At 41.2% G+C, this 22322-nt stretch carries 24 protein-coding genes and 3 pseudogenes; 23 read left to right on the forward strand and 4 right to left on the reverse strand.

Annotated elements, in window-relative coordinates:
• The first annotated feature begins 213 nt into the window (after positions 1-213).
• The 3 genes from LP667_RS15720 to LP667_RS16820 all read left to right on the forward strand — a co-directional run bounded on the left by LP667_RS15720 (position 214) and on the right by LP667_RS16820 (position 2360).
• Entirely contained in the window at positions 214-1332 is a 1119-nt protein-coding gene (locus LP667_RS15720) for a replication initiator protein A (RefSeq protein ID WP_121018949.1), read from the forward strand.
• Between the two features lie 250 nt (positions 1333-1582).
• Complete coding sequence (locus tag LP667_RS15725; protein WP_002819873.1) at positions 1583-1864, forward strand: type II toxin-antitoxin system RelB/DinJ family antitoxin; 282 nt, start codon at positions 1583-1585, stop codon at positions 1862-1864.
• Complete coding sequence (locus tag LP667_RS16820; RefSeq protein ID WP_162985040.1) at positions 1854-2360, forward strand: hypothetical protein; 507 nt, start codon at positions 1854-1856, stop codon at positions 2358-2360. Before LP667_RS15725 ends, LP667_RS16820 begins: the two co-directional genes overlap by 11 nt.
• Here the strand turns inward: LP667_RS16820 and LP667_RS15735 are convergent.
• Both LP667_RS15735 and LP667_RS15740 read right to left on the reverse strand, forming a co-directional pair.
• Positions 2350-2628, reverse strand: a pseudogene (locus LP667_RS15735) (hypothetical protein). The gene LP667_RS16820 and the pseudogene LP667_RS15735 overlap by 11 nt on opposite strands.
• Before the next feature lie 22 nt (positions 2629-2650).
• Entirely contained in the window at positions 2651-2878 is a 228-nt protein-coding gene (locus tag LP667_RS15740; protein WP_161792473.1) for a hypothetical protein, read from the reverse strand.
• 251 nt (positions 2879-3129) lie between these two features.
• Here LP667_RS15740 and mobQ point away from each other — a divergent pair, with 251 nt between their 5' ends.
• From mobQ to LP667_RS15840, 19 genes and pseudogenes are all read left to right on the forward strand, one after another.
• Positions 3130-5190: a MobQ family relaxase gene (gene mobQ / locus LP667_RS15745; RefSeq protein ID WP_056988730.1), complete on the forward strand. Its 2061-nt coding sequence runs from the start codon at positions 3130-3132 to the stop codon at positions 5188-5190.
• Between the two features lie 52 nt (positions 5191-5242).
• Positions 5243-5581: pseudogene (locus tag LP667_RS15750) on the forward strand (hypothetical protein).
• A gap of 38 nt (positions 5582-5619) precedes the next feature.
• Positions 5620-6231, forward strand: coding sequence for a hypothetical protein (locus LP667_RS15755; RefSeq protein ID WP_056988728.1), 612 nt, complete (start codon positions 5620-5622; stop codon positions 6229-6231).
• 1 nt (position 6232) lies between these two features.
• Complete coding sequence (locus LP667_RS15760) at positions 6233-6568, forward strand: CagC family type IV secretion system protein (protein ID WP_056988726.1); 336 nt, start codon at positions 6233-6235, stop codon at positions 6566-6568.
• A 20-nt stretch (positions 6569-6588) separates the two neighbouring features.
• On the forward strand, positions 6589-6951 hold the full coding sequence (locus LP667_RS15765; RefSeq protein WP_014216295.1) for a hypothetical protein: 363 nt from the start codon (positions 6589-6591) through the stop codon (positions 6949-6951).
• Positions 6920-7579 carry a TrsD/TraD family conjugative transfer protein gene (gene trsD, locus LP667_RS15770; protein WP_003712726.1) on the forward strand — a complete coding sequence of 220 codons (660 nt, stop codon included), beginning with the start codon at positions 6920-6922 and terminating at the stop codon, positions 7577-7579. Before LP667_RS15765 ends, trsD begins: the two co-directional genes overlap by 32 nt.
• Before the next feature lie 11 nt (positions 7580-7590).
• Positions 7591-9609 carry a VirB4 family type IV secretion system protein gene (locus tag LP667_RS15775; RefSeq protein WP_121018950.1) on the forward strand — a complete coding sequence of 673 codons (2019 nt, stop codon included), beginning with the start codon at positions 7591-7593 and terminating at the stop codon, positions 9607-9609.
• Entirely contained in the window at positions 9602-11020 is a 1419-nt protein-coding gene (locus LP667_RS15780) for a type VII secretion protein EssB/YukC (protein ID WP_121018951.1), read from the forward strand. Before LP667_RS15775 ends, LP667_RS15780 begins: the two co-directional genes overlap by 8 nt.
• Positions 11021-12175 (forward strand): phage tail tip lysozyme, encoded by a 1155-nt coding sequence (locus tag LP667_RS15785; protein WP_056988837.1) that lies wholly within the window; start codon positions 11021-11023, stop codon positions 12173-12175.
• A 14-nt stretch (positions 12176-12189) separates the two neighbouring features.
• Positions 12190-12807 carry a hypothetical protein gene (locus tag LP667_RS15790; RefSeq protein WP_121018952.1) on the forward strand — a complete coding sequence of 206 codons (618 nt, stop codon included), beginning with the start codon at positions 12190-12192 and terminating at the stop codon, positions 12805-12807.
• Positions 12794-13162, forward strand: a complete 369-nt coding sequence (locus LP667_RS15795; RefSeq protein ID WP_056988734.1) for a hypothetical protein — start codon at positions 12794-12796, stop codon at positions 13160-13162. The genes LP667_RS15790 and LP667_RS15795 overlap by 14 nt, the downstream gene beginning before the upstream one ends.
• 2 nt (positions 13163-13164) lie before the next feature.
• Positions 13165-13635, forward strand: a complete 471-nt coding sequence (locus LP667_RS15800) for a hypothetical protein (protein WP_056988736.1) — start codon at positions 13165-13167, stop codon at positions 13633-13635.
• A 229-nt stretch (positions 13636-13864) separates the two neighbouring features.
• Positions 13865-15376: a VirD4-like conjugal transfer protein, CD1115 family gene (locus LP667_RS15810; RefSeq protein ID WP_056988738.1), complete on the forward strand. Its 1512-nt coding sequence runs from the start codon at positions 13865-13867 to the stop codon at positions 15374-15376.
• A 14-nt stretch (positions 15377-15390) separates the two neighbouring features.
• On the forward strand, positions 15391-15780 hold the full coding sequence (locus LP667_RS15815; protein WP_056988740.1) for a hypothetical protein: 390 nt from the start codon (positions 15391-15393) through the stop codon (positions 15778-15780).
• Positions 15781-15798: 18 nt separating this feature from the next.
• Positions 15799-16638, forward strand: coding sequence for a conjugal transfer protein TrbL family protein (locus tag LP667_RS15820; protein ID WP_007745070.1), 840 nt, complete (start codon positions 15799-15801; stop codon positions 16636-16638).
• Between the two features lie 15 nt (positions 16639-16653).
• Positions 16654-17064, forward strand: coding sequence for a hypothetical protein (locus LP667_RS15825; RefSeq protein ID WP_003679895.1), 411 nt, complete (start codon positions 16654-16656; stop codon positions 17062-17064).
• A gap of 6 nt (positions 17065-17070) precedes the next feature.
• The gene (locus LP667_RS15830; protein ID WP_121018953.1) at positions 17071-19206 is read left to right on the forward strand and encodes a type IA DNA topoisomerase; all 2136 of its coding nucleotides are present in this window, start codon (positions 17071-17073) and stop codon (positions 19204-19206) included.
• A 121-nt stretch (positions 19207-19327) separates the two neighbouring features.
• The gene (locus LP667_RS15835; RefSeq protein ID WP_121018954.1) at positions 19328-19543 is read left to right on the forward strand and encodes a hypothetical protein; all 216 of its coding nucleotides are present in this window, start codon (positions 19328-19330) and stop codon (positions 19541-19543) included.
• 3 nt (positions 19544-19546) lie between these two features.
• Positions 19547-20671 (forward strand): ArdC-like ssDNA-binding domain-containing protein, encoded by a 1125-nt coding sequence (locus tag LP667_RS15840; protein ID WP_121018955.1) that lies wholly within the window; start codon positions 19547-19549, stop codon positions 20669-20671.
• A gap of 158 nt (positions 20672-20829) precedes the next feature.
• Here the strand turns inward: LP667_RS15840 and LP667_RS15845 are convergent, their stop codons facing one another.
• The gene (locus LP667_RS15845; RefSeq protein ID WP_021353390.1) at positions 20830-20919 is read right to left on the reverse strand and encodes a putative holin-like toxin; all 90 of its coding nucleotides are present in this window, start codon (positions 20917-20919) and stop codon (positions 20830-20832) included.
• A gap of 75 nt (positions 20920-20994) precedes the next feature.
• Between LP667_RS15845 and LP667_RS15850 the strand changes: the two are divergent.
• Positions 20995-21405: pseudogene (locus tag LP667_RS15850) on the forward strand (DDE-type integrase/transposase/recombinase); the annotation flags it as partial.
• 139 nt (positions 21406-21544) lie between these two features.
• On the opposite strand, the gene LP667_RS15855 reads toward LP667_RS15850, so the two are convergent.
• A complete protein-coding gene (locus LP667_RS15855) occupies positions 21545-21967 on the reverse strand; it encodes a Spx/MgsR family RNA polymerase-binding regulatory protein (RefSeq protein WP_121018956.1) in 423 nt (140 codons plus the stop codon).
• Positions 21968-22322: the final 355 nt, after the last annotated feature.

Raw genomic sequence — 22322 nt, forward strand, 5'->3', positions numbered from 1 at the left:
ATTTAGTCCATTTTTTGTTGTTAGAACTTAAAAAAGTTGCCCAGTCGGCAACTCACAAACAGACACATGCTGGTAAATTACAAAGCAATCATTTAGCCGTGAGGCTTTGTAATTCAGTTAGAGCATATCAGATTTGTATTGTAATGCAAGTCGAATGTTTTAGCAACTCTCTTTTGAGACAGCGTGTGTCAGTCAAGAAAGGGAGTTTTTATTATGACAAAATCAACAAATTTTAATTACTATGAAGCAGATAACGTATATGGAGCCTTATTTTTCCAGTTCCCTAAGGTATTAATGTATGGCGAGCAATACAAGCATTTAAGCAATGACGCTAAATTAGCCTATATGGTACTAAAAGACCGATTAGAGTATTCTTTGCGCAATAACTGGGTTGATAGTGAAGGACACGTCTACTTTATCTTTACCAATCAAGAACTAATGGACTTGTTCAATTGTTCAAAGGGAAAAGTCATCAAAATAAAAGCAGAGCTGGAATCAATCGGATTACTCGTTCAGAAACAAATGGGCTTTAACCCGAAAACTAAGAAAAATGAACCGAATCGCTTATATCTGTCCAAGCTCGATGTGAAAGCAACCGATGTCTATTTACGCGGCGAATTTGGTCAAAAAAGCTCTCAAACCCTTGCTACGAGCGGAAGTTCAAAAAATGAACTTCCGCGGGAGACCGTTGAAACCCTTGCTACAAGCGGAAGTTCAAAAAATGAACTTCCGCATAAGTTCGTTGACACCAGCTCTCAAACCCTTGCTACGAGCGGAAGTTCAAAAAATGGACTTAATCTATATAGAGAACCTAAAGAAAGAGACAAAAACAGATACAATATAGATACTCAAAAGTTGAACTTTTCCACAGCACATTTCTCACCAGATGAAATCGAAAAGCAAAACCATGATCTCATAAATCATGCTAATGACTTCTTAACTGATGAAGATACTGGCTTACCGGTTTTCTTAGAACCAGAAGCTGTGCAATTACTTAGCTTATGGTGTCGAACCCCGCAACAAATGCGGCGCTTCATTGGCATTATCTTAAATGCTAAGTACCGAGTTGAAAAGGATCATCAAGATATTGGCGTCATAATCCCGCTTGACGACGAAGCACTAAAACCTTTGATGACTAAAGCCTTAAGACGCTACTTTAACGCCCTAAGAAGCAATGAGAAGCATATCAAGAACGTGGAGAACTACTTATACGGCACCATGCAAAACCTATTTGGGATTTGGTGGAATAAACAAGCGGCTAGAGAATATGCGGCCAAACACCCCGAAGAAGAAAAGTCGGCCGACAACGATAACAGTGGGTTGTACTACTAGTCCTAAAAGGCTACAAAATCCTTTCTAAGCGGCTTTAAGACTTACTAACCTCTTTATACTTAAGTTAGATTTAAATGGCTTAAACAGAAGAATAGGGGCTTTTAAATGAGTGCCAGAGCTAACCAGCTCAAAAGTTCAGCCTTTAGATCAACGCCAAGCTCAAGTGATTTGAGGCCAGGGCTTTATCTATTGATGAGGTACTCAAAAGATAGTATAATGGTAGTAGTAAAAGAAAGGAGATGAGACAATCATGGCAGTTAAGGAAAAGAAACGGGTCCAAGTCAAGATTGATAAAGATTTGGCCGATGATACCGAAGCAGTTTTAAGCGAATTGGGCTTAAATCCAACCACGGCCATTAACATGTTTTACAAGCGGATTGTTGCTAATGGTGCTTTACCTTTTAATGCGTCTTTAAGCGAAGAAGAAAGAGCTAATTTACGCTTTTTAAAGGCGACCGAAGGGACACCAGTCACCGAGTTCAAAGACGCTAAAGAGGTCGCTGATTGGCTCAACGATCCAGATGAGGACTAATGACTTAGTCAGCCTATACGTTAGTTTTGTAGAAACTAACGGTGGCAAGTCTCGACCAGTTTTAATTCGTCGGGTATCAGAACAGACGGTCGAGGCTTTTAAAATTACTAGTCAGTATGAAAAGAAGTCGGCTTATATCAAGCAACAATATTATCCGATTCAAGATTGGCAATCCGCTGGGTTGAAGAAACCTTCCTGGGTCGATCTTGGTAATATTTATCGCTTTCCCAAAGCCGGTTTAAACTTTAAAGAAATCGGTCATTTAAGTAAGCTAGATCAAAATAAAATTTCAGATTTTACGCTTGACCTAAAATCAAAAAGAAGAGGTAAGGATCAAAAGATAATTCAACAGCGATCAAGTAAAAGGAAGCACAAAGAAAGTAAAGCAGAGCTTACACAAAGAATTCAAAAACAGTTAAAAGACTTTGCTAAACACAATCCAGAAATTAAGCCAAAAAACAATCCTGAAAATAAAAACGATCGGCCTAGTTATTAGGTTGATCGTTTTTTAATTTATCCGGTTTATGGGCGTTAACATAGTCAGCAAATGTTTTTAAAAGTTCTTCGGTTTGTTCGACCTAGAGGTTATTAGCTTGAAAGTACTTTTCTAATAAAGCCCCTTTTTGAATTAATCGGCGAGAATGGGCTTTTCGTGCTTGCCGATTTTCATAGTATTTAGATTGCCGTAATTTAAAATCTTTCCGCTCAATTTTTTGTTTTAAACGCGCTTGCTGCTCGACTAGTTTTTCATATTGATTAGACATGGAATTTCCCCATCTCGTATGGCTAATGATCTACGGACTTTACCTTTAAAAATTCAGAAAATTGCTTGGCTAAAAGCTTAATCTGATCGTTAGACAAATTAGCATAATCTAAACTGGCTTGACTGATGATTTGTTTACCTAGCCGTTGTTCAATCTTATTTTTTTCGTCCTTAATTTTTTGATTAAGGGCTTTTAATTTAGCTTCTTGTTTTTCTAAGTTACTTTGAGACATAACGATCCCTCCAATCATATTAGAAATAATCACCGAAACTATATCATATAGGAAACGTTAAGTCAAAGGATAAAAGTTGAAATAGCGAAGCTTAAGGCATACACTAAATTAAAATTAGGGTAATCATCAGACCGAGTGAAACGAGGTCAATGCGCACTTACACATAGAATGAATTCTATGTTGTGATAATCCCAAAAATCCTGTATTAGAAGTCGCCGATGGCGACAACAAAGTCAAGCCCATAGAATCAAAGTAAAGAGGTGACTAACATGGCAATATTTCATATTAGTTTTAGTAATATTAGTGCTGGTAAAGGACGAAGTGCGATTGCCAGTGCGGCTTATCGAAGTGGTGAAAAATTATTTGATGATAAAGAAGGTCGCCGGTATTTCTATGCCCGATCGGTAATTCCAGAAAGCTTTATTTTAACCCCCAAAAATTCACCAGAATGGGCCAGTGATCGAGAACAATTATGGAATGAAGTTGAAAAGAACGATCGTAAATCAAACTCACGGTATGCAAAAGAATTTAACGTAGCTTTACCGGTAGAATTAAGTGAATCCGAACAGAAAGAATTACTGACAAAATATGTGCAAGAAAGTTTTGTCGATCAAGGTATGGTAGCTGACGTAGCAATTCATCGCGATCACCCAGACAATCCGCATGCACATGTGATGTTAACCAATCGCCCATTTAACCCCGATGGTAGTTGGGGATTAAAAGCAAAGACGCAGTACATTAAAGATGAAAATGGCAAGCAACTTTTAACCAAAAGCGGGTTTCCAAAACAAAGAAAAATTTGGTTGGTTGATTGGGATAAAAAGGAAAAAATTAATGAGTGGCGAAAAAATTGGGCATTGAGTGTTAATCAGTTCTTAGCACAAAAAAATATTCCGGATCGGATTAGTGAAAAATCGTTTGTCGATCAAGGGATTCAAGAGACACCTACCCAACACGAAGGCATTAACAGCCAAAGAAAAAATCGAAAAGCATTTAATCAACAAGTTAGCGCGCAAAGAAACGCTCAAGCTAAGTATCATAATCTTAATGAAAAGATCCGAAATCATGAACATTTTGACGCATTAACTGACGAGCTATCATTTTCCGAAAAGCACACCATTAGCCACCTAAGTCAGCAATTGAAAGCCTATGTCGATTTAGAACATTTAGATGATAAACAGCGCATGCTGTTTAATTGGAAAAACAGCTTATTAATCAAACATGCCATTGGTGAAAATGTAGCCAAACAACTACTGACTATTGACCAGCAAACGACATCACTAGCACAAGCTAACCAGTTGTTAAATAAAGTGGTGGAACGAGCAACGAAAAAGCTTTATCCGGAACTTAATTTTGAACAGACAACCGCAGCTGAACGACGGGAACTGATTAAAGAAACTAATAGTGAACAAACGATTTTTAAGGGTAGCGAATTGGCAGAACGGTTAGCGGATATTCGAAGTGACTTATTAACCCAGCAATTATTGACGTTTACCAAGCGGCCATATACCAGCTGGCAGTTAGTTAATCAGCAGGCCCAAACAATTGAGAAGCAATTAACCACGGTACTAGCCAAACATGGTCACCAGTTAGACGATTTGAAGCCTACTGATCGGGGCATACTAGCCGCTTATCAACCAAGCGAACTCGAATTCATTTCTAAAGCGGTCAAAGATTTACGGGTCATTCGGGAAGTTAAAGCCGTGGTGCAAACCCAATACGACAGCATTCTAACGACTGCTTTTCCGGACAGTGACCTCGATAAGCTAGAGACGATTGACAAGGAGCAAATCTATACCGCTGTGGTTTACTATGATCCAGAATTAAAGCCATTAAGCGCCAATGATCTTAGTCAATTGCAACAGCAGCCACCGGTAGTCTTTACTAGTCAGCAACACCAAGCCGGTTTGAATTACCTGTTAGGTAAAATGGAATTAAAAGATATTCAGAACCACCGATTACAACGGGTCTTAAAACATGATGGCACCCGGCAACTGTTTATCGGCGAATGTGGCCAAGATCCTAAGTTGGATAACAAACAAATTGAAACTGTGCAAGCCCGTTTGAAACAACAGACAACGCGGTTTGATCAATATAAGCAAGACCAAATTAAGGACTATCAAGCAATCAATTATTACCCAACTAGCCCGAAAAACTACCTGACTAATATTTTGGACGAAGCCTTAATAGCCATTTTATATGCGAAGAACACAGACTATCTAAGAAAGCAGCAATTACGTGGCTTAAAAGAGACTGAGTGGGAAATGACGAAAAAGCAACGGCAACACCAAACTCGAAACCGGCATGAAGATGGGGGCAGGCACTTGTAACCTAAATGTAAAAAAAATAAATGGTGTAAGTTACACCTTTTAGTGCTAAACTATGACTAAATTAAGAAAGGAGAACTTACATGTGACAGGCAATCAGGAATGGTACAGCCTAACGCAAGCTAATCATAAGCTGGGGCGTGGCCGAAATTATGTCAGCAACTGGATCAAACGACATCCAGAGTTCCCTGATCAATTTTTGCTTGGTTCAGGTACCAATAAATTAATATCTGATGAAGGGATAGAGTGGGTTAAAAACCACATAAAAAAAGAGGGCGTCCTCGTAAGCAGTGAAGTTGCTAACGGGGATTAGCACCTAGAAATACGCCTTCTAGGTGTCACCCTCCTAATAATCCATTTTACCGGGCGGGTTAGGGGAAAGCTAGTTGTTTAATATTTCTAACCCAACAAACAACATAAGGAGGTGATCCAATGAAAGTAGAAAGCTGGCAAGGCATTAATGGCAAGCTAGTTCATGATAATCAAAAGGCGATTGTGGTTGATGATGACCAAGCATTGACTGATCCAAAACAGTTACAAGCAATTTTAGATCAAGACGGCCAGCCAATCGATGAAGTTCGGCAAGCAATGATTAAGAAGACCATTAAACGTCAGCTAAAAACTCCGCCATTAAAACTTAGGGGCTGGTTTAATCGCCATCAAGACAGTCAAAATGCTAAAAAGACCGAAAAATTGGTAAGTGATAAACCGACCCATCAATATAAGCAGATCAAAAACGAAATGACCTTTTTTGGTGAGAGCTTCTTAGAAGGTTTCTTAGGCTTCTATGGCTTAGAAGTTGATAACGCCTTAGGCCGTTATGAACATAATGTGCATGTCTTAGAGACCCAAGAGCTAGGTCAGTCAGAAAAGGAGTATTACTTAGCCACGAGTGAAAATGGCCGCGTTAATTTAGCTACTGACCCATTACCAAGCCAGCAAATTGCCGAGGAACAATTGGATAAATTCTATCAGCGTGAGCCAGAAGAAACGCAGGCAGAATCGGTTCAATTACGGTCACAGGAAGACGGGAAGGAGGAATAACATGAAGTTCAACAAAGTAAAAGCGTTAGCAACTACTGGAGCCACCACAATTTACTTGGGATTGATGAACGCTCAGGTTGTTTTGGCGGCGGACGGTGGCGAAGTTAAAAGTAAGCTCACCCAAGCTGGTAAGACAATTCAAGGTATTTTAACCGGGTTGGTCGTTTTAGTCGGGATTTGTGTGGCGCTATTTATTATTATCAAAAGAATGCCTGACGCAGACGATCCGCGAGAGAAATCTGAAGTTTATCACGCGGTTGGTCGGGTGGCTGGTTTAGTGGCCTTAGCGGCAGCCATTATCTGGCTATTACCTTGGGTTTACAGCCTATTCACTTAATTTAAAAAGGAGCCTGCCAAATGAAGAAAGGGAAAGAATTTATCTTCCCAGAGAACGTAGATAAAGATTACGGGATCTGGAAAGACTACACCTTGAAGGATTTTGGCTATGCGGCGCTGGCAGGACTAGTGGGCTTAATTTTTATTGCGATCCCACCCTATGGTCTGATCTTAGTCCTGATAAAAATAGTGATTGTTGTCTTAGCCATGACGATTGTCATGGCTATTTTAACAATTAGGCCAGTTGCGGCGCGGAAGAATATTAAAGTGCGGGATAACTTTAAGTTGAAACGCCGCTATGCCAATGGTCAGAAACTGTTTTATTTAAAACCGAAGAAGCGAGGTGAACTAAATGCGTTTGAAGAAGAGCAAAACCGCCAATAAAACAGCCAAGCTAGATTGGGATTATCAACCGCCTAAAATCAATGGTGGCAAAGAGACCATTGATGACATGAGCTTGGTGGTGGGTATGTATGGTAATTACGAAGTTACCAAAACCGGTAATCTCGTTGGCATTTTGGAAGTTAGTGGGATCAACCTTGATCTACTTAATGAAACCGAACAACAGGACGTTTTTGAGGACTATGGTGCGTTTCTCATGAGTACCTTAGGTGAAGGCGTTGATGACACGTTACAGTTCTTAGAACCGACGATTCCCGTCAATATGACGGCTTATCTCAATGGTCTCAAACGGCGGTATCTCGCCTTACAAAAAGGCCACCCGGAGCAACAGTTCAAAATCCAGCTCATAGCCAGTTACTTGGATCACTTTACTAAAGTCCAAGAATCCAAAAACATGACAACTAAGCAACATCTGCTAATCGTTAAGGTGCCAATTAAAGACAAAAGTGTTAAGAGCTTAAACCTAGCGGTCACTCATTTAGACGAAAAGATCGAACAGGTTAAACGGGATATTGAAAATGCGTTAACGGACTTTGATGTGACGGCCAAAGTTTTGACTAGTCAGGAAGTCCAAGAGATTTTAAAGAACTTAATCAATTTTAATGGATAGGGGGAAACAGGATGAGTTTTGGTGATAAGGTCATTGATTTATTTATGCCAACTAAAAAAGAAAGACATCAAGGCGACAGCGGCCAAACGGGTAGTAAGCCCAAAGCGGAGGTTGAAGACTTTACCAAGCTGATTGATCGCGATAGCTTGCATTCACTATTCCCGTTTAGCTGGGAACAGTACCCCACCTACGTCCAGTCGGGCGAGAATTTTATTCGGGTGTTAGCGATTGCTGACTATCCCAAGCGGGTGTATGGCAACTGGTTGTCAGAATTGAAGCGCAAAAAAGGCGTTATCGATATTGTGCAATATATCGACAGCGCCAGTAATAATTCAATGATTACCTATTACAAGAAGACGATTCAAAATAAGGAAGCGCAGAAGTTAAATACGTTCGACCCGTATAAAAAGAAGATTCTGCAAAATTATATTGATTCAGCCAACATGCAACTAGATAAATACCTTGATAATTCTACCACATTTGTGTACCAACATATGCTTATTTATCTGCGGGCCAACAGTTTAGCAGAATTAGATGACTTAACCGAAAGCGTTAAGAATACGTTGATTAAACTACAAATGAAGCCCTTAGTGCCCGTTAAAGCGACTTTCCAAGCATTTTGGTCAACCATGCCAATTAACGAGAACCTCATGGGGGATTACACCTATAAAGAGAGTAATACCGAAGTCGCCAGCAGCATGTTTCCTTTTGATGACGCTGAAATTCTGGACTTAAAGCCGAGAAGCGATATTGAAGGAGTTAACAAAGATACCAACAGCTTAATTGCCGTAGATATGCTGGATCGCAACAAGACCCTAAATCAAAATCAAGTGATTATCGGGACCTCGGGGGTCGGCAAGACCACCTATATGATCCAAAAAATCCTACGCTACGCCATTCAAGACTATCAACTCTACATTATTGATCCAGAAAATGAATATACCAAAATTGTCGAAGCCCTAGGTGGGGCAGTCCTGCACCTAACTTCTAATGCGAAGTACAAAATTAACCCGCTACAAATCTTTTCCGAAGAAATCTTAAGCGCCGATGAAGCGGTCACAAACCTTGATTTACTAGTTAAAGATAAAATCCAGCGATTAAAGGGGTTCTTTGAAGTCCTTAAAACCGGGATTACCCAAGTTGAACTGGCAATCCTTGATGATGTCGTTAAACAAGCTTACGTCAACAGTGGCGTTTTGAAATATAGCCGCTTAAAAGAAATTAAAGACGATCAGTGGCCGACCTTATCCAATGTTTATGACGAGTTGGAAAAATTGGCAGATAAGGACGCCGACAAATTCAATCGGGTCAAAGACTTCTACTACATCTTAGGCAGTTATACCCATGGTTCTAACAGTTTATTTGACGGCCATACCAACGTTAACTTAAAAGGGAAAATCATTTCCTTTGATTTAAAACCGCTACAAAGTGAGCAGGAAGTCCAATCAGCCGCCTATCTGAATACTTTCCAGTATCTATGGGACGAAATTACCAAAGATCGGCATAGCCGCAAGAAATTGTTTGTCGATGAATTTCATTTCTTGACCTTGCACAAAGCAGCCGCCACCTTTTTCCACCAAGCCTACAAGCGGTTTAGAAAGTATAATGCTGGGGCGATTGCCGGAACGCAGCAAATTCAAGATGTGATTGAAGGAACGACAGATACCGGGCAGAACATTGGTGAAGCCATTATTGGGAACTCCTATACCAAGGTATTCTTTGGCCTTGATGGTAAAGGTGTCGATGATGTCATTACTAAGTTAAGAATGACGTTCTCGGATAAAGAAAAGAAGCTACTAGAACGCCGTAGACAAGGCGAAGCCCTGATGATCTATGGTAGCCAACGCGCCTTTATGCGTGTCGAGTTGACCGAAGAAGAACTACGGCTAATCGACCCAGAAGCTTACCAAGAAAAATACAACCGTGAGACAGCTAACCAACCGAATTATCAAAAGCGCGTGGTCTTAACCCCAAGTGAAATTGACGCTTTGACCACCACCGAAGAGGAAGGAGGGACTTTAAATGAGTAAATCAAATCAGCTATTAAATATCGAGGTCGGCACGTTCAAGCGACAAGGGAACAAGTTAATTCTCGAACTCAATCACAATCAGTTTCGATACGACCAGTTGAGTGAGCTAAACGAATTAAAGCAAGCTGATGCCAATTTCTTGCAGTTGGTTAACGTGGTTGAGCAAGATCAGAAGGTCGTTTTAACTTATACCTTGCCGGATAAGGTCAGATCATTAAAGGAATTACCGCAGGAAAATAAGGCGATCCGGGCAGCCGTTGCCAAGAAAATAATGGCGCAAAAGGTGGTTGCTGATAGCCAGTATCATATTGCCTTAAACCCAGCTAATCTATGGTATTACCCCATGCAACATGTTTGGTACGCTTACCGGGCCAATGAACTTATGCCTTATGATGACAAACATAGCAATTTAGCCAAATACAAAGCACTGATTCTGTTTTGCTTGACGGGGACGCCCTATGAACGGCTACTAAGCAATCCTAAGGAAGCCCTAGCTAAACACCCGGATGACTATTTACAACAAGTAGCTAAAGCTACGTCGTTAAATGAGTTAACGGAAGTGGTTAACGGCATTGAGGACTTTGTGAGTTATCACGAATGGCAGGAAGTTGAAACGGCCCAGCAGAAAACCAAACAACGTTTATGGTTGAGCGTGGCCGGGGTGGCGATTGTGGCCGTTTTGGCCGTCGGCTTAGTCCATAAAAGTGACGAACGGCAATATCAAAGCTTAGCTAACCAGAACCAAGCCCAGGTCACGCGATTAAAATATAGCGGTCAAATTCAGACCGCTTTAAATGATCAGAAGTGGTCTGAAGCGCAAAAAGATATGAAACGGGCCGGCTATCCTGCAACTAAGCAAGTCAGTGTCTTTTTAAAACATCGTCAGTACCAGCAAGCCTTAAACGTTGACCCAAGTCAGTTGAACAAGGTTGTTAATGCGGCTTATGCCAACCAAGATAGCAGTCAAGTGGCCGATTGGCAGTTACCAACTCAGGCAACGAGCAAACAAAAAGACCAGTTGAAGCTTGAAAAAGCGATTGTTAATTATGATACCAATACGCTTAATAACCAATTATCCTTTACGACGAACGCTGATGTGTTATTGAGAATAGGGCAAGCTTTCCTCGCCCATAATGATACGCAAGACGCCCAGACTGTCCAAACCAAGTTAGCCGGCGTGAACAGTCCTAAAGCTAAGTATTTAAAGGCCTTGTTAAGTCTCAATGCCGCTAAGAACGAAGTTAGCGACGCCCAAAAGAAGTTAGATGACGCCAACAAGATTGATGGCAGTAAAGATAAGGACAAAGACAAGAAGGTGGATTCGGCTAAGTCGGACTTAAAGAACGCGCAGAGTGACCAATCAGCAGCGCAAAAACAAGTCGATCAGGCCAAGCACAAAGTGGGTGATTAAATGCAGGTATTGTCATTTGAATATAAGAAAAAGAAGTGGAAATTGATTGCTTATATTGTGGGTGGCGCCCTTCTGCTAATCATCTTGCTAATTGCCGCGCTTACTGGTCAATTGCAAGAAAACAGTTGTGATAATTCAACCACTACAGAAACGCAATTAGATAGTAAGAGCATGAAGGAAAATGCCAAAAACATTTATGCGCACTGGAAGCAAAAGTATGGTGCCACCCCACAAGCGGCCGCCGGTATCTTGGGGGTCTTACAACTAGAAAGTCGCCTTGATCCCAAGTCCGTTAATTCCAGTTCCGGGGCCACGGGCTTAGCCCAGTGGTTAGGTGGCCGAAAAGATAAGTTGGAGGACTTAGCCCACAAAGAAAACAAATCAGCAACCAATCTCGGGGTGCAGTTGGACTATCTCGACCAAGAATTGAACAGTAGTTACTATGCGTCAAACAAGCAGATTTTTAAATATACGGACGTGCATAAAGCGACCAAAGCCTGGTTAATGGATTATGAGGGTATGAGTAAGAACCCGGAACAATGGTATTTAAGCCAAAGATACGGTTATGCCGATCACTGGTATTCCGTGTTCGGGGCGAGTGATCCAGTGGCCGGTAATACGTTAGACAATGCGAGTTCCGGCAATCTGACCGAGCTAGGTTGTGATAGTGACCCGAGCTATTCCGGCGGTAGTATCGTCAAAAACGCGGAAAGTATGAAGGGCGACTTCTATTATGTTCAAACCCACCCTAGCCCCGATTTAGGCAGAGATTTAAAGAAGCCTAACAAAACCGGTGGGACAGATTGTTCGGGCTTTGTCTGGTTAGCCTTGAATAGGGCTGGTTACAAGGTACCGGATAACATGGGCTGGTTTACCGGCACGATGGCCAGTGACGCCAAAGGTAGCCATCAATACTTGAAACAGATCAGTGAAAATGATGCGAAAGCCGGCGATATTGTGATCGTTAATCAAGGCGCCGGGGCCGGAAACAACGGGCATACCGCCATTCTGTTAGGCAAATGGCAAGGCAAAGCCACCAAAATCATTGAACAAGGTGGCGTCGGCGATAAGGTTAACGAAAGCACCTTTGGCACCGCTTTTTATAGCTTACTAAGTGGTAGCGATGTAACGTTAGCCCGGCCAATCAAGAAGTAAGGAGGAACCAGCAAATGAAGCGTAGCGTGGTTTTAAGTATTGCACTTGGTAGTTTGATCTTAATCATGTCATTAGGGGCGAATGCCTATCAACATAGCCAAGTTAAGCAGGCGCAACAGCAGATTAGTCGTTTACAACAGCAGAAGCGACAAGTTAGTCAGCAATTGACTAAAACCAACCAACAAAAGCAGTTATTGAGCACCCAAATTGACAGTTATAAGACCTACCAAAATAATAAAGACAAAAGTCAGGCTGAACTTAGCTTTAATACGGTAGTCACCAAGTTCTTTAAGGTCATGAACAACTTTAAGCCCAAGACCTACGGACAGCGTAAAGATGGCGTGAAAGACTTGATTTCCGACAAGCTATATCAGCAATACTTTTCAAATAAGGGCACGTATGGTGATAGCAATAGTGTTTCAGCTAAGTTAAATCAACTGAACCTGTATACGCAAAGTAAGCAGGGGCAAAATATGAAAGGCTTGGCCGTTGTCAGTTACGAAAGTAAGAGTGGCGACAACGACTGGCAAAAGGCGACGGTACTTTATCAAGTGACTTTCGATACCACCACGGATCGAATCACCGCGGTACAAAATTTAGGTAGTAGTTTTAAAGCCAGTGACCTTAATTAAACGCGTTGGTAAAGCCCTAGCGGTAATCGTGGTGGTTTTAGCCGTTAGCGGGTTTGCTGGTCATCAATATGTCAATCACGTAGAAAAGCAGCGATCAATCGTGACGCTGGCTAAGCATCCTAAAAAAGCGTTGTTCTTCTATCGCGATGATTGCCCGGATTGCCAAGCTATTTTCCACCAGATTTATTGGCATAACGTCATCAGTCACAACATCATTTTGATTAATATGAACCAACCGCAGAATCGGCATTACATTAAAAAATATCAATTAACGTCAGTACCAACCTTGATCAGTGGCAATCAACGGTATGTTGGTACCAAGCAGTCGCAAATTAAACGAATCGTAGGTGATTAGAAATGAAAGATAGAAGCATAGCTGTGATTAAAGCTAGTTGGCCGTATCTACTAACGCTAATCATTGGCTTGTATTTAGCGGAGATTTTAGCCGGAGTAGTCATGGCCTTGTCCCGCTATAAACTAACTTTTGCGGATCATATGCCAACGGTGTTAAAGCAGTTAGTCTTACACCCCTGGCACTATTACAACTTGTATTTGGGTCAAAAGAACCCGGTATTAATTATCGTCAGTATTGCTGTGGTACTATACACCGTCTATTTTGCCTTGAAACGGAACAGCAAGCATAAAGCTTGGGAAACTGCGGACACTGAAACCCACGGGAGTGCGACTTGGGGCAATCTAAAAGAGTTGAGCGACCATTACTTTAGTATCAATGCCAAAGACCTCACCACAGCGTTTAACAGGAGCACCACAACAGAAATATTAGAGGCATTAACAAAACAAGAAACACAATCCAAGACAGGCAAGTGAAAGGGAGTAAGAAGCATGAACAGACCAGATTTATTAGTACGAATAGTTACGATCATCATGTTGTTAATTGCGATAGTTTTGTTCCTATTTCAGGGAGGGAGCACACTAACTTTTGTATTTACAATTATCACAGTCATTTTATCTTTCATTTATCAGTTAATCAGAATACAGATGAAAAAGAAGTAAATCAGAAAAGTCATCTAAAGCTAACCGCATTGGAGGTAAACGCATGAATGGGACAATTTTAGGAATCGTGGATAAACAAATTGTTTACCAAAATAACAGTACCAAACCCAACCGGAACATCTTTGTGGTTGGGGGCCCAGGATCGTATAAGACTCAATCAGTCGTGATTACCAACCTGTTTAACGAAACGGAGAACAGCATTGTCGTGACCGATCCAAAAGGGGAATTATACGAAAAGACGGCCGGTATCAAACTAGCCCAGGGTTATCAAGTACATGTCGTCAACTTTGCCAACATGGCGCACAGTGATCGCTACAATCCTTTTGATTATATTCAACGGGATATTCAAGCTGAAACCGTCGCCACGAAGATCGTTCAGAGTGAAAATGCCGAAGGCAAAAAAGATGTGTGGTTTAGTACCCAAAGACAGCTTTTGAAGGCTTTAATCCTGTTTGTCATGAACCACCGGTCACCAGAACAACGGAATTTGGCGGGTGTGACCCAAGTGTTGCAAGAAAACGATGTGGAAGCCGAGGAAAAGGGCGCAGATAGTCCGTTAGATATCTTGTTTCTTGATTTAACCATGACTGATCCAGCGAGACGCGCTTATGAGTTAGGGTTCAAAAAAGCCAAAGGGGAAATGAAAGCCAGCATTATTGAAAGCCTGTTGGCGACCATCTCGAAATTCGTTGACAAAGAAGTGGCTGATTTTACCAGCTTTTCTGATTTTGATTTAAAAGAGATCGGCAATGACAAAGTGGTGCTATACGTGATTATCCCCGTCATGGATAATACTTATGAAAGCTTCATCAATCTGTTTTTCTCACAATTATTTGATGAATTATACAAATTAGCCGCCAATCATCACGCTAAATTGCCCCACCAAGTCGACTTTATTCTTGATGAATTTGTCAATTTAGGGAAGTTTCCTAAGTACGAAGAATTTCTGGCGACGTGCCGGGGGTACGGTATTGGCGTGACGACCATTTGTCAGACCTTAACCCAGCTCCAAGCCTTGTATGGTAAGGATAAGGCCGAAAGTATCTTAGGTAATCATGCCGTTAAGATTTGCTTAAATGCTGCTAATGACGTGACTGCTAAATATTTCAGTGATTTACTGGGAAAATCAACTGTTAAAGTTGAAACGGGAAGCGAAAGTACTAGTCACAGTAAGGAAGAGAGCCATAGCAAGAGCGATAGTTACAGCTATACGAGCCGTTCGCTCATGACGCCCGATGAAATTATGCGTATGCCTGAAGATCAGAGCCTATTAATCTTTAGTAATGCGCGACCAGTCAAAGCTACAAAAGCGTTCCAATTTAAACTATTTCCAGGGGCTGATCATTTGGTTAACTTGTCACAGAATGAGTATCAAGGCCAACCAGAAGCCAGCCAGGAAACCCACTTTAAGAATAAGGTAGATAAGTGGAATCAGACAGTTAAAGCACAGCACCAAGCCAAAAAAGACGATCAAACAACCGATGACGAAGAAGACAAATTGCAGGATAATATCGATCAAGAATTAGAGTCTAGACATAAGAAAATGCTTGGATAATGGAGGACATATTAATGAAAAAATATCGGAAATATATAATCGCCGTGATGACGGTGTTGCTGATTGTCGTTGGTCTTACCGCTTGTGGGAAGTCTACAGCACAGGATTTGCAAAGTCACCAGTGGACGTTTGCTTCTAGCAAAGATAATGGTATGGCCGCTACTGCAAAGTTTTCAAAAAGCAATCTAACACTTACCCAAGCGGGATTTAGTGAAGTGTATGAGTACAAGTTGCTTGAAAGCAAGGGCAATGAACAAATTAAGTTCATTGGTAAAAATAGTGTTTCAGGTAGCACAGAAACACGACTGTTTAAGATTAAGAAGCAATCAGACAAATATAAACTAACACCAATTAACACACTAGCTAAAAGTGATACTGGTACAGTCTCACTTATTCCCAAATAGACAAAGGAGGGATTTAAAATGACAAATATCATTCAATCAGCTATTACACACTTTTTTGAATGGGCATTATCTGGTTTGTTGGACGGTTTATTCAACATCTGCAAGGCCATTATTGACCAAGCCAATCAAAGCTTGCCAATTGTTAAAACGTGGTATGCCATCTTCCTGTCCTTTGCGACATCGTTAGTCGTTGTGGTCGTCCTTGGCCGCATTGTGATGACAATTCTAAAAGAGGCAGATGAAAGTACCGATGTGACTTGGGCTAATATCATCATGGACGGGATTAAATCAGCGGCCGTGATTCCGGTTTTCGTGTTTTTACAGGGCTTTATTCAAGGTTCAATTACCTTGCCCCTGCTAAAGTATATGTTTAGTTCTGATCAGAAATTCACTGCTAAATCAATTACCGGCATGAATAAAGTTCCTGGGCTAAAAGATGTTGGCATTTCGCTACCCTTACAGATTTTGTTTCTGCTAATCTTCACTGTCGTAACCGTCGTGTTCTTTATCAAGATGTGTGTGTTTGTGGCTGATATGGCTTGGTATAACCTGACAATTCCTTTAGCTGCAATGAGCATGGCGACTGAAAGCTTTGATTATAGTGGCACGTGGTGGAAGAAGTATATTTATTACAATGCCTCCATTATTAGCCAGGTGCTTTGTATGTCATTATCAGTATGGTGTTTCACTAATATGGCTAAATACGGGTTTATTGCTTTTATTGCTTCAATCGGATTCGGTTTTCTGGTGGTCAAGACACCTGACGCCGTTAAAGACTTTTGGGCTTCAACCGGTGTGACTAAGAGTGCTGGTATGGGTGCCATGAGAATGTTTCAAAATTATTTCCGTAGCCACTAGGAGGGAGAAATAGTTATGAAAAAAATCGCACACTGGTTATTGGAAAAAGCCAAAAAGGATATGCGAACCGACCCTTTTACAACACCTTCCCGGCGGACTAAGCTGTCTTACTATTTTGATACCTTAGTTAGTATGATCTTCTATTTGATGGGAATTTACCTCATGTTAATGGATTTATACCAAGAGCTTTTCACAGCGAACCATACCGATTTTTTAGGAACTGCACTAATGGCCTTAGTTTTACTGCTGGGTGGCTTATTATTCCGTTGGTCAGCCTATGCAGATTTCAAAGCCATCAACCGGTATCAACAATATTTAAAGCAACAATCGATAGAGCAACAACAAGAATTGCGACGTGAAACTTGGTTGAAAGCAGCTGAACAAGGTAAAACAGAATTAGAACAGAAGCTTAATCATAAGGAGTGAATGAACATGACCACTGTTATCTTAGCTGAAAAACCCAGTCAAGCCCGGTCATACGTCCAAGCCTTTCAAAAGAGCACAAAAAAACAGGGTTACTATACGGTTAGTGACCCTGTTTTGCCCGAGAATACGCTTGTCACGTATGGTCTCGGACACTTAGTTGAACTAGCCACACCGGATAAATATGATCGGAAATACCAGCAATGGGCCTTATCTAATTTACCGATTTTTCCCGATAAATACAAGTTTGAAGTGTCAGCTAGTAAAAAGGACCAATACGGGATCGTCAAAGACCTGTTAACGAAGGCTGATACCATTATTGTTGCTACCGATAGTGGTCGGGAAGGCTCCAATATCGCATGGTCAATCATGAACCAAGCCCAGATTGACGTTAAAAAGAAGACCATTAAGCGGCTATGGTTGAATAGTTTGGAAAAAGACGCCATTATTACCGGCTTTAAAAATCTTGGTGACTGGCACAAAGACTATTTGGCTTATAAAGAAGCCCAAACTCGTCAAATTAGCGATTGGCTGATCGGTATGAATGGTAGTCCCTTATATACTTTATTGTTGAGACAAAATGGGGTGCGCGGGGTGTATTCAATTGGCCGAGTGCAGACGCCAACCTTGTATATGGTCTATCAAAGAGACCAGGCAATCAAAAACTTTAAGCCGGAACCCTATTTTGAAATAAATGCGGAAATTCTTGCTAATCAGCAAAAATTTGTTGCAAAATTAGACCCCTATCAGCGATTTAAAGACGAAACAGGGCTAATGACATTCATGCAGGCTAAACACGTTCAGAAAGGCTCACAGGCCGGTTTAATCAAGGACGTCCGAAAGCAAGGCAAGAAGCGTGCTAGTCCCCAACTATTCTCGCTATCTAGTCTCCAAAGTGCCATGAATAAACGTTATCACGCCAGTGCCAGCCAAACCTTAGTGGCTATTCAAAGCTTATACGAAGACAAACTACTCAGTTATCCCCGCACCGATTGTGCTTATATCACTGATGAAGAATTTGAGTATTTAGTGGCTAATCTGACGAAGTATCTGGGGTTAGTCTCTAAACAAGTCGCTTTAACCAATACCACCCCAAATAAGCGCTATGTTAATGGAAAAAAGGTTGAAGAACACTACGCCATTATCATGACTAAAGTCGTGCCGACGAAAGAGAAACTAGCCAGCTTGCCTAAATTACAGCAACAAGTCTATGACTTGGTTTTAAGAACCACATTAGCCATGTTTGCTGATCCTTACGAATATGAAGAAACCACCATTGTTACCCAAGTCGGCGATGCTAATTTTAAAGCAACCGGTAAGGTCCCAACTAAGCAAGGTTGGCAAGTTCTATTTGATGAAACCAAAACCGAGCAGCAAGAAGCAGCAACCTTACCGCTCGTTCACCAAGGCGATCAAGTCCAAGCAAATCTGCAAACACCGCAAAAAGAAACGACACCACCGGTACCCTTTACCGAAGGTACCCTGATTACGGCCATGAAGACCGCCGGCAAAACGCTTGATGATGAAGCAGCCCAAGCGATTCTTAAAGATGTGCAAGGCATTGGGACAAGTGCAACCCGGGCCAATGTGCTGGAAGTGTTAAAGAAACGCGGCTATCTCGTCACTGAAAAGAACAAGCTACGCGTCAGTGAAGCCGGAATTACTTTATGTAAAGCGGTTGAACTCGAACCCTTGCTAACTAGTCCAGAAATGACGGCTAAATGGGAGCAAGCGTTACAGCAAATCAGTACCGAAGAACGCACCCCGGATAACTTTTTGAGCCAGATTAAGAAGTTCGTAGTGAAATTGATCGCTGATGTCCCAACACAATTAACTGGCAGTGCAGCCATTAAGCAACAAATCAATCACCAACAGCAAGCACAAAAGTCCGACGAGGTCTTCTTAGAAACACCGCAAGCGACCGTTTTAAATAAACAGAAGTTTTACATTGTAAAGCCTAAGCAAGGCGAAAGCTTTACCCTGCCCAAGAAATGGAGCAGTAAGACCCTCGGTAAGACCGCAATTAAAGCGTTGGTCACCAAGGGTGAAACCAGCAAACTAAAGGGGTTCAAGAGCAAAAAAGGTAAGTCGTTTGACGCCAAGCTAAAACTTGACGGTCATAAATTAAGTTTTGATTTTGATTAGAACCTGCCTACCGCCCTGCACTACGTTCCGGTTGGTGAACCCGTCATTTAGGTTCACTTTTACAACCCTAAAAGTAAACCCAAACAACGAGTGAGATTAGCAAAGCAAAGGAGATCATAAAATGGATAATAAATTAGCAGTCATTGGGAGTGAATTACCAGTTTTACAGGCTAAAGGAACCTACAAGTATTTAAAAGAAATCACTGGTAACGGAGCCTATTATCAAGTGGCTTGGCAAAAATTAGCTGATGGCTACATCGCCCTTTATGGCACGACCCCGATTCAAATCAACGTAGCCCCTATATTGAATGATGTTTTTGAAGATGAGGAGGGGTAGACAATGCCGAGTAAAGCAGACGTTAAAGCCTGGAAAGCACAATTAGTCGCCCAAGCCGAACAGCAAATCCTAAAATTAACTGATAGTGACCAATTTAAAAAGTATCTCAATACCCTGGCTAAATTTCATCGTTATAGCGCCAGAAACATTGATTTAATTTATACGCAAAATCCTCAAGCCACTCAAGTCGCCGGTTTTAAGCAATGGCAGAAGGCTTTTAACCGCACCGTCAACCGGGGCGCAAAAGCGATTCGGATTGCGGCTCCGATCATTAAGAAGCTAACACCAGCCGAGCAGAAGCATCTTGATACCACCGATGAGCGCGCCATTGTCGGTTATCGCTATCTACCCGTCTTTGATGTGGCACAAACTAGCGGTGAACCAGTGTTAAGTGCTAAAGACTTTGTCAAAGAAAATTTGGCCGATCATCAGAATGTGACAAGCTTGTATAACGCATTCAAGGACTATCTAAACCAGCAAACCGACCTTAAAGTCAGTGAAGTGCCTTTAGAGACGCTAAATGGGGCTAAGGGGTATTTTCAACCCAGCACTAATGAAATCGTCATTGGTGGCGATGAGCCCGATAATGCTTTAAAATTGAAGACGTTATATCATGAATATGCGCATAGCCAGCTACACGGATTAAAATCAGCCTTTAAAGATCGGCCACGAGCCTATCAGGAAACCCAAGCCGAAGCGATCGCGTATGTTGCCATGCAAAATATTGGCGTTGATACCAGCAACTACTCACTCGGTTACGTGGCCACCTGGGCAAAAGATAAAGCCGTGATCCATAGTGCTTTAAGTGAGATCCAGCAAGTGAGCAACAAAGTGATTGAGCTTAGCGATGGCTTAACCAAACAATTAGGCTTACAAGAAGCCCAAAAAGAGCCTGAGCATAATCTAAAAAAGCTATCAGCCCATGATCTTAATAAGTCCTATCAAGGCTTGCAACAACAAATTCAACAAGCAACTAGTCCACAACAGAAAGCACAATTTAAAAAACAGTTAAACGATGTGCACCAAGAAATCAGTGAGAGAACACAGAAGCAACTGAAATCCTTTGCTGAACAGCATCCAGAAATCAAACAACCAGATTCTGAACCTGATCAAAGCCTAAAACGTTAGCCAGTTTTTAAGGGACATGCTATAATGAAGACAGAAAAAGGAAGCCCCGCCGAAAACAGGACTTCCCACGCAAGCCGCTTCAAAGGCGGTGGCAGAAATTTAATAAACGATTTTAGCTCGTCCTGTGACCTCTACCAAAGTTACACAGGGCGGCTTTTTTATTTGTGGTGCTTGTCGATATAGCTGAGGAGCGCGATTAAAAACGTGCCAAACAGCAACATCAACGAGAGTGTCTGGAAGACGCTCATTGACTGTGAAACCTTCCTGAAGATTATTCCATGTTCCCATGGGCCTCACCTCACAAGGGAAAAGACAGCCACCACACTTATTTGGAATTACGTCCAGGAACCTGGGTTTATCTCAGTTCTATTTACGAACCAAAGGTTCATCAAGTTCTTGCTTTCAAGATTGGTCGTCAGATGGAGGCGACGTTAGTTGTAGAAACGATTAATCAGGCGCTTGAATGTCATCAAAAGCCACAATATTTTCACTCTGACATGGGTTCACAGTACACCAGCAACGAAGTTGAAACTTTACTTGAACGGCATCAGATTAGCCACTCATACTCAAAACAAGGTTATCCTGATGATAATGGGCCAATTGAAGCTTTTCACTCATTGTTGAAGAGAGAGTTTGCCTTTCAAACAACTTTTTCCAATTTTGAGGACTTGGTAATCCGAACCTCAAATTACATCAGTTGGTTTAATTCCGACAGAATTAGAACGAGTGTTTAGAAAAAGATGTGCCATTTATTGACATAGGAGCAGACCATATGAGCAAAACAGGGGTTGAACAGTACGTGAGTGATCAGAAATAAAACATTATTAGACTTGTTATCACCAACTAAATCATAGTTCACAGAAAATGACTCAACTACTCTATTATATTTTCAGTTCGAAGTCGCTTATCTTCATGCATTATATCAAAAAACTCTTCCTTTCTAATTTCATGGGGAAGAAATTTGCGAATATCTTCTTCATTGTATCCGACTTGTAAACGATTCTCGTCAACAATAATAGGCCGTCTCAATAAGTGAGGGTCTTCATTAATAAGGTTACATAACTCTCCCAATGTTAAATCAGCTAGTTTTTCCTTTAACTTTCCATAACCACTGGAACGCCTAGATATTATTTCTTCAGTCCCTCTTTCTGTTAATTTAAGTATTTTTACAATCTCTTCTGTTGTTGGAGGTTGTTGAAAAATATTTTGTTCTTCATAAGTTATATTATATTTATCTAACCAATTTTTAGCTTTTCGACATGAAGCACAGCCTGGTGTGGTATACACAACAATCATTTGGAATATCTCCCTAAACTTAGTATGTAATCACAAAATATAATAAGAAGTTCTTATGCCTTCCTTATTATGGTATAGTAAAACATATTTTTTTGCGGGGCTTGCAGATGCTAGGTAATAATTTGTCTATCGTAAGCATATACAAACTGTACTTTGGCAAAGACAACGATTATGTGGTCCAATAATTACCAGTAAATGTCATTTGAAACACGGTTAAAAATTTATTAGATGAACGATAAACAGGAGTAGCTATCAACCATTTAAATTCATCTGCTGTACTAATTTATGATATAACTCTTTTTTGGATTGAAGTCAATATTTGAGACAGATTTTAAGAGACATTCAGAACCGCGTT

Origin of the sequence: Lactiplantibacillus paraplantarum, from assembly GCF_003641145.1 — a bacterium.
GTDB lineage: Bacteria > Bacillota > Bacilli > Lactobacillales > Lactobacillaceae > Lactiplantibacillus > Lactiplantibacillus paraplantarum.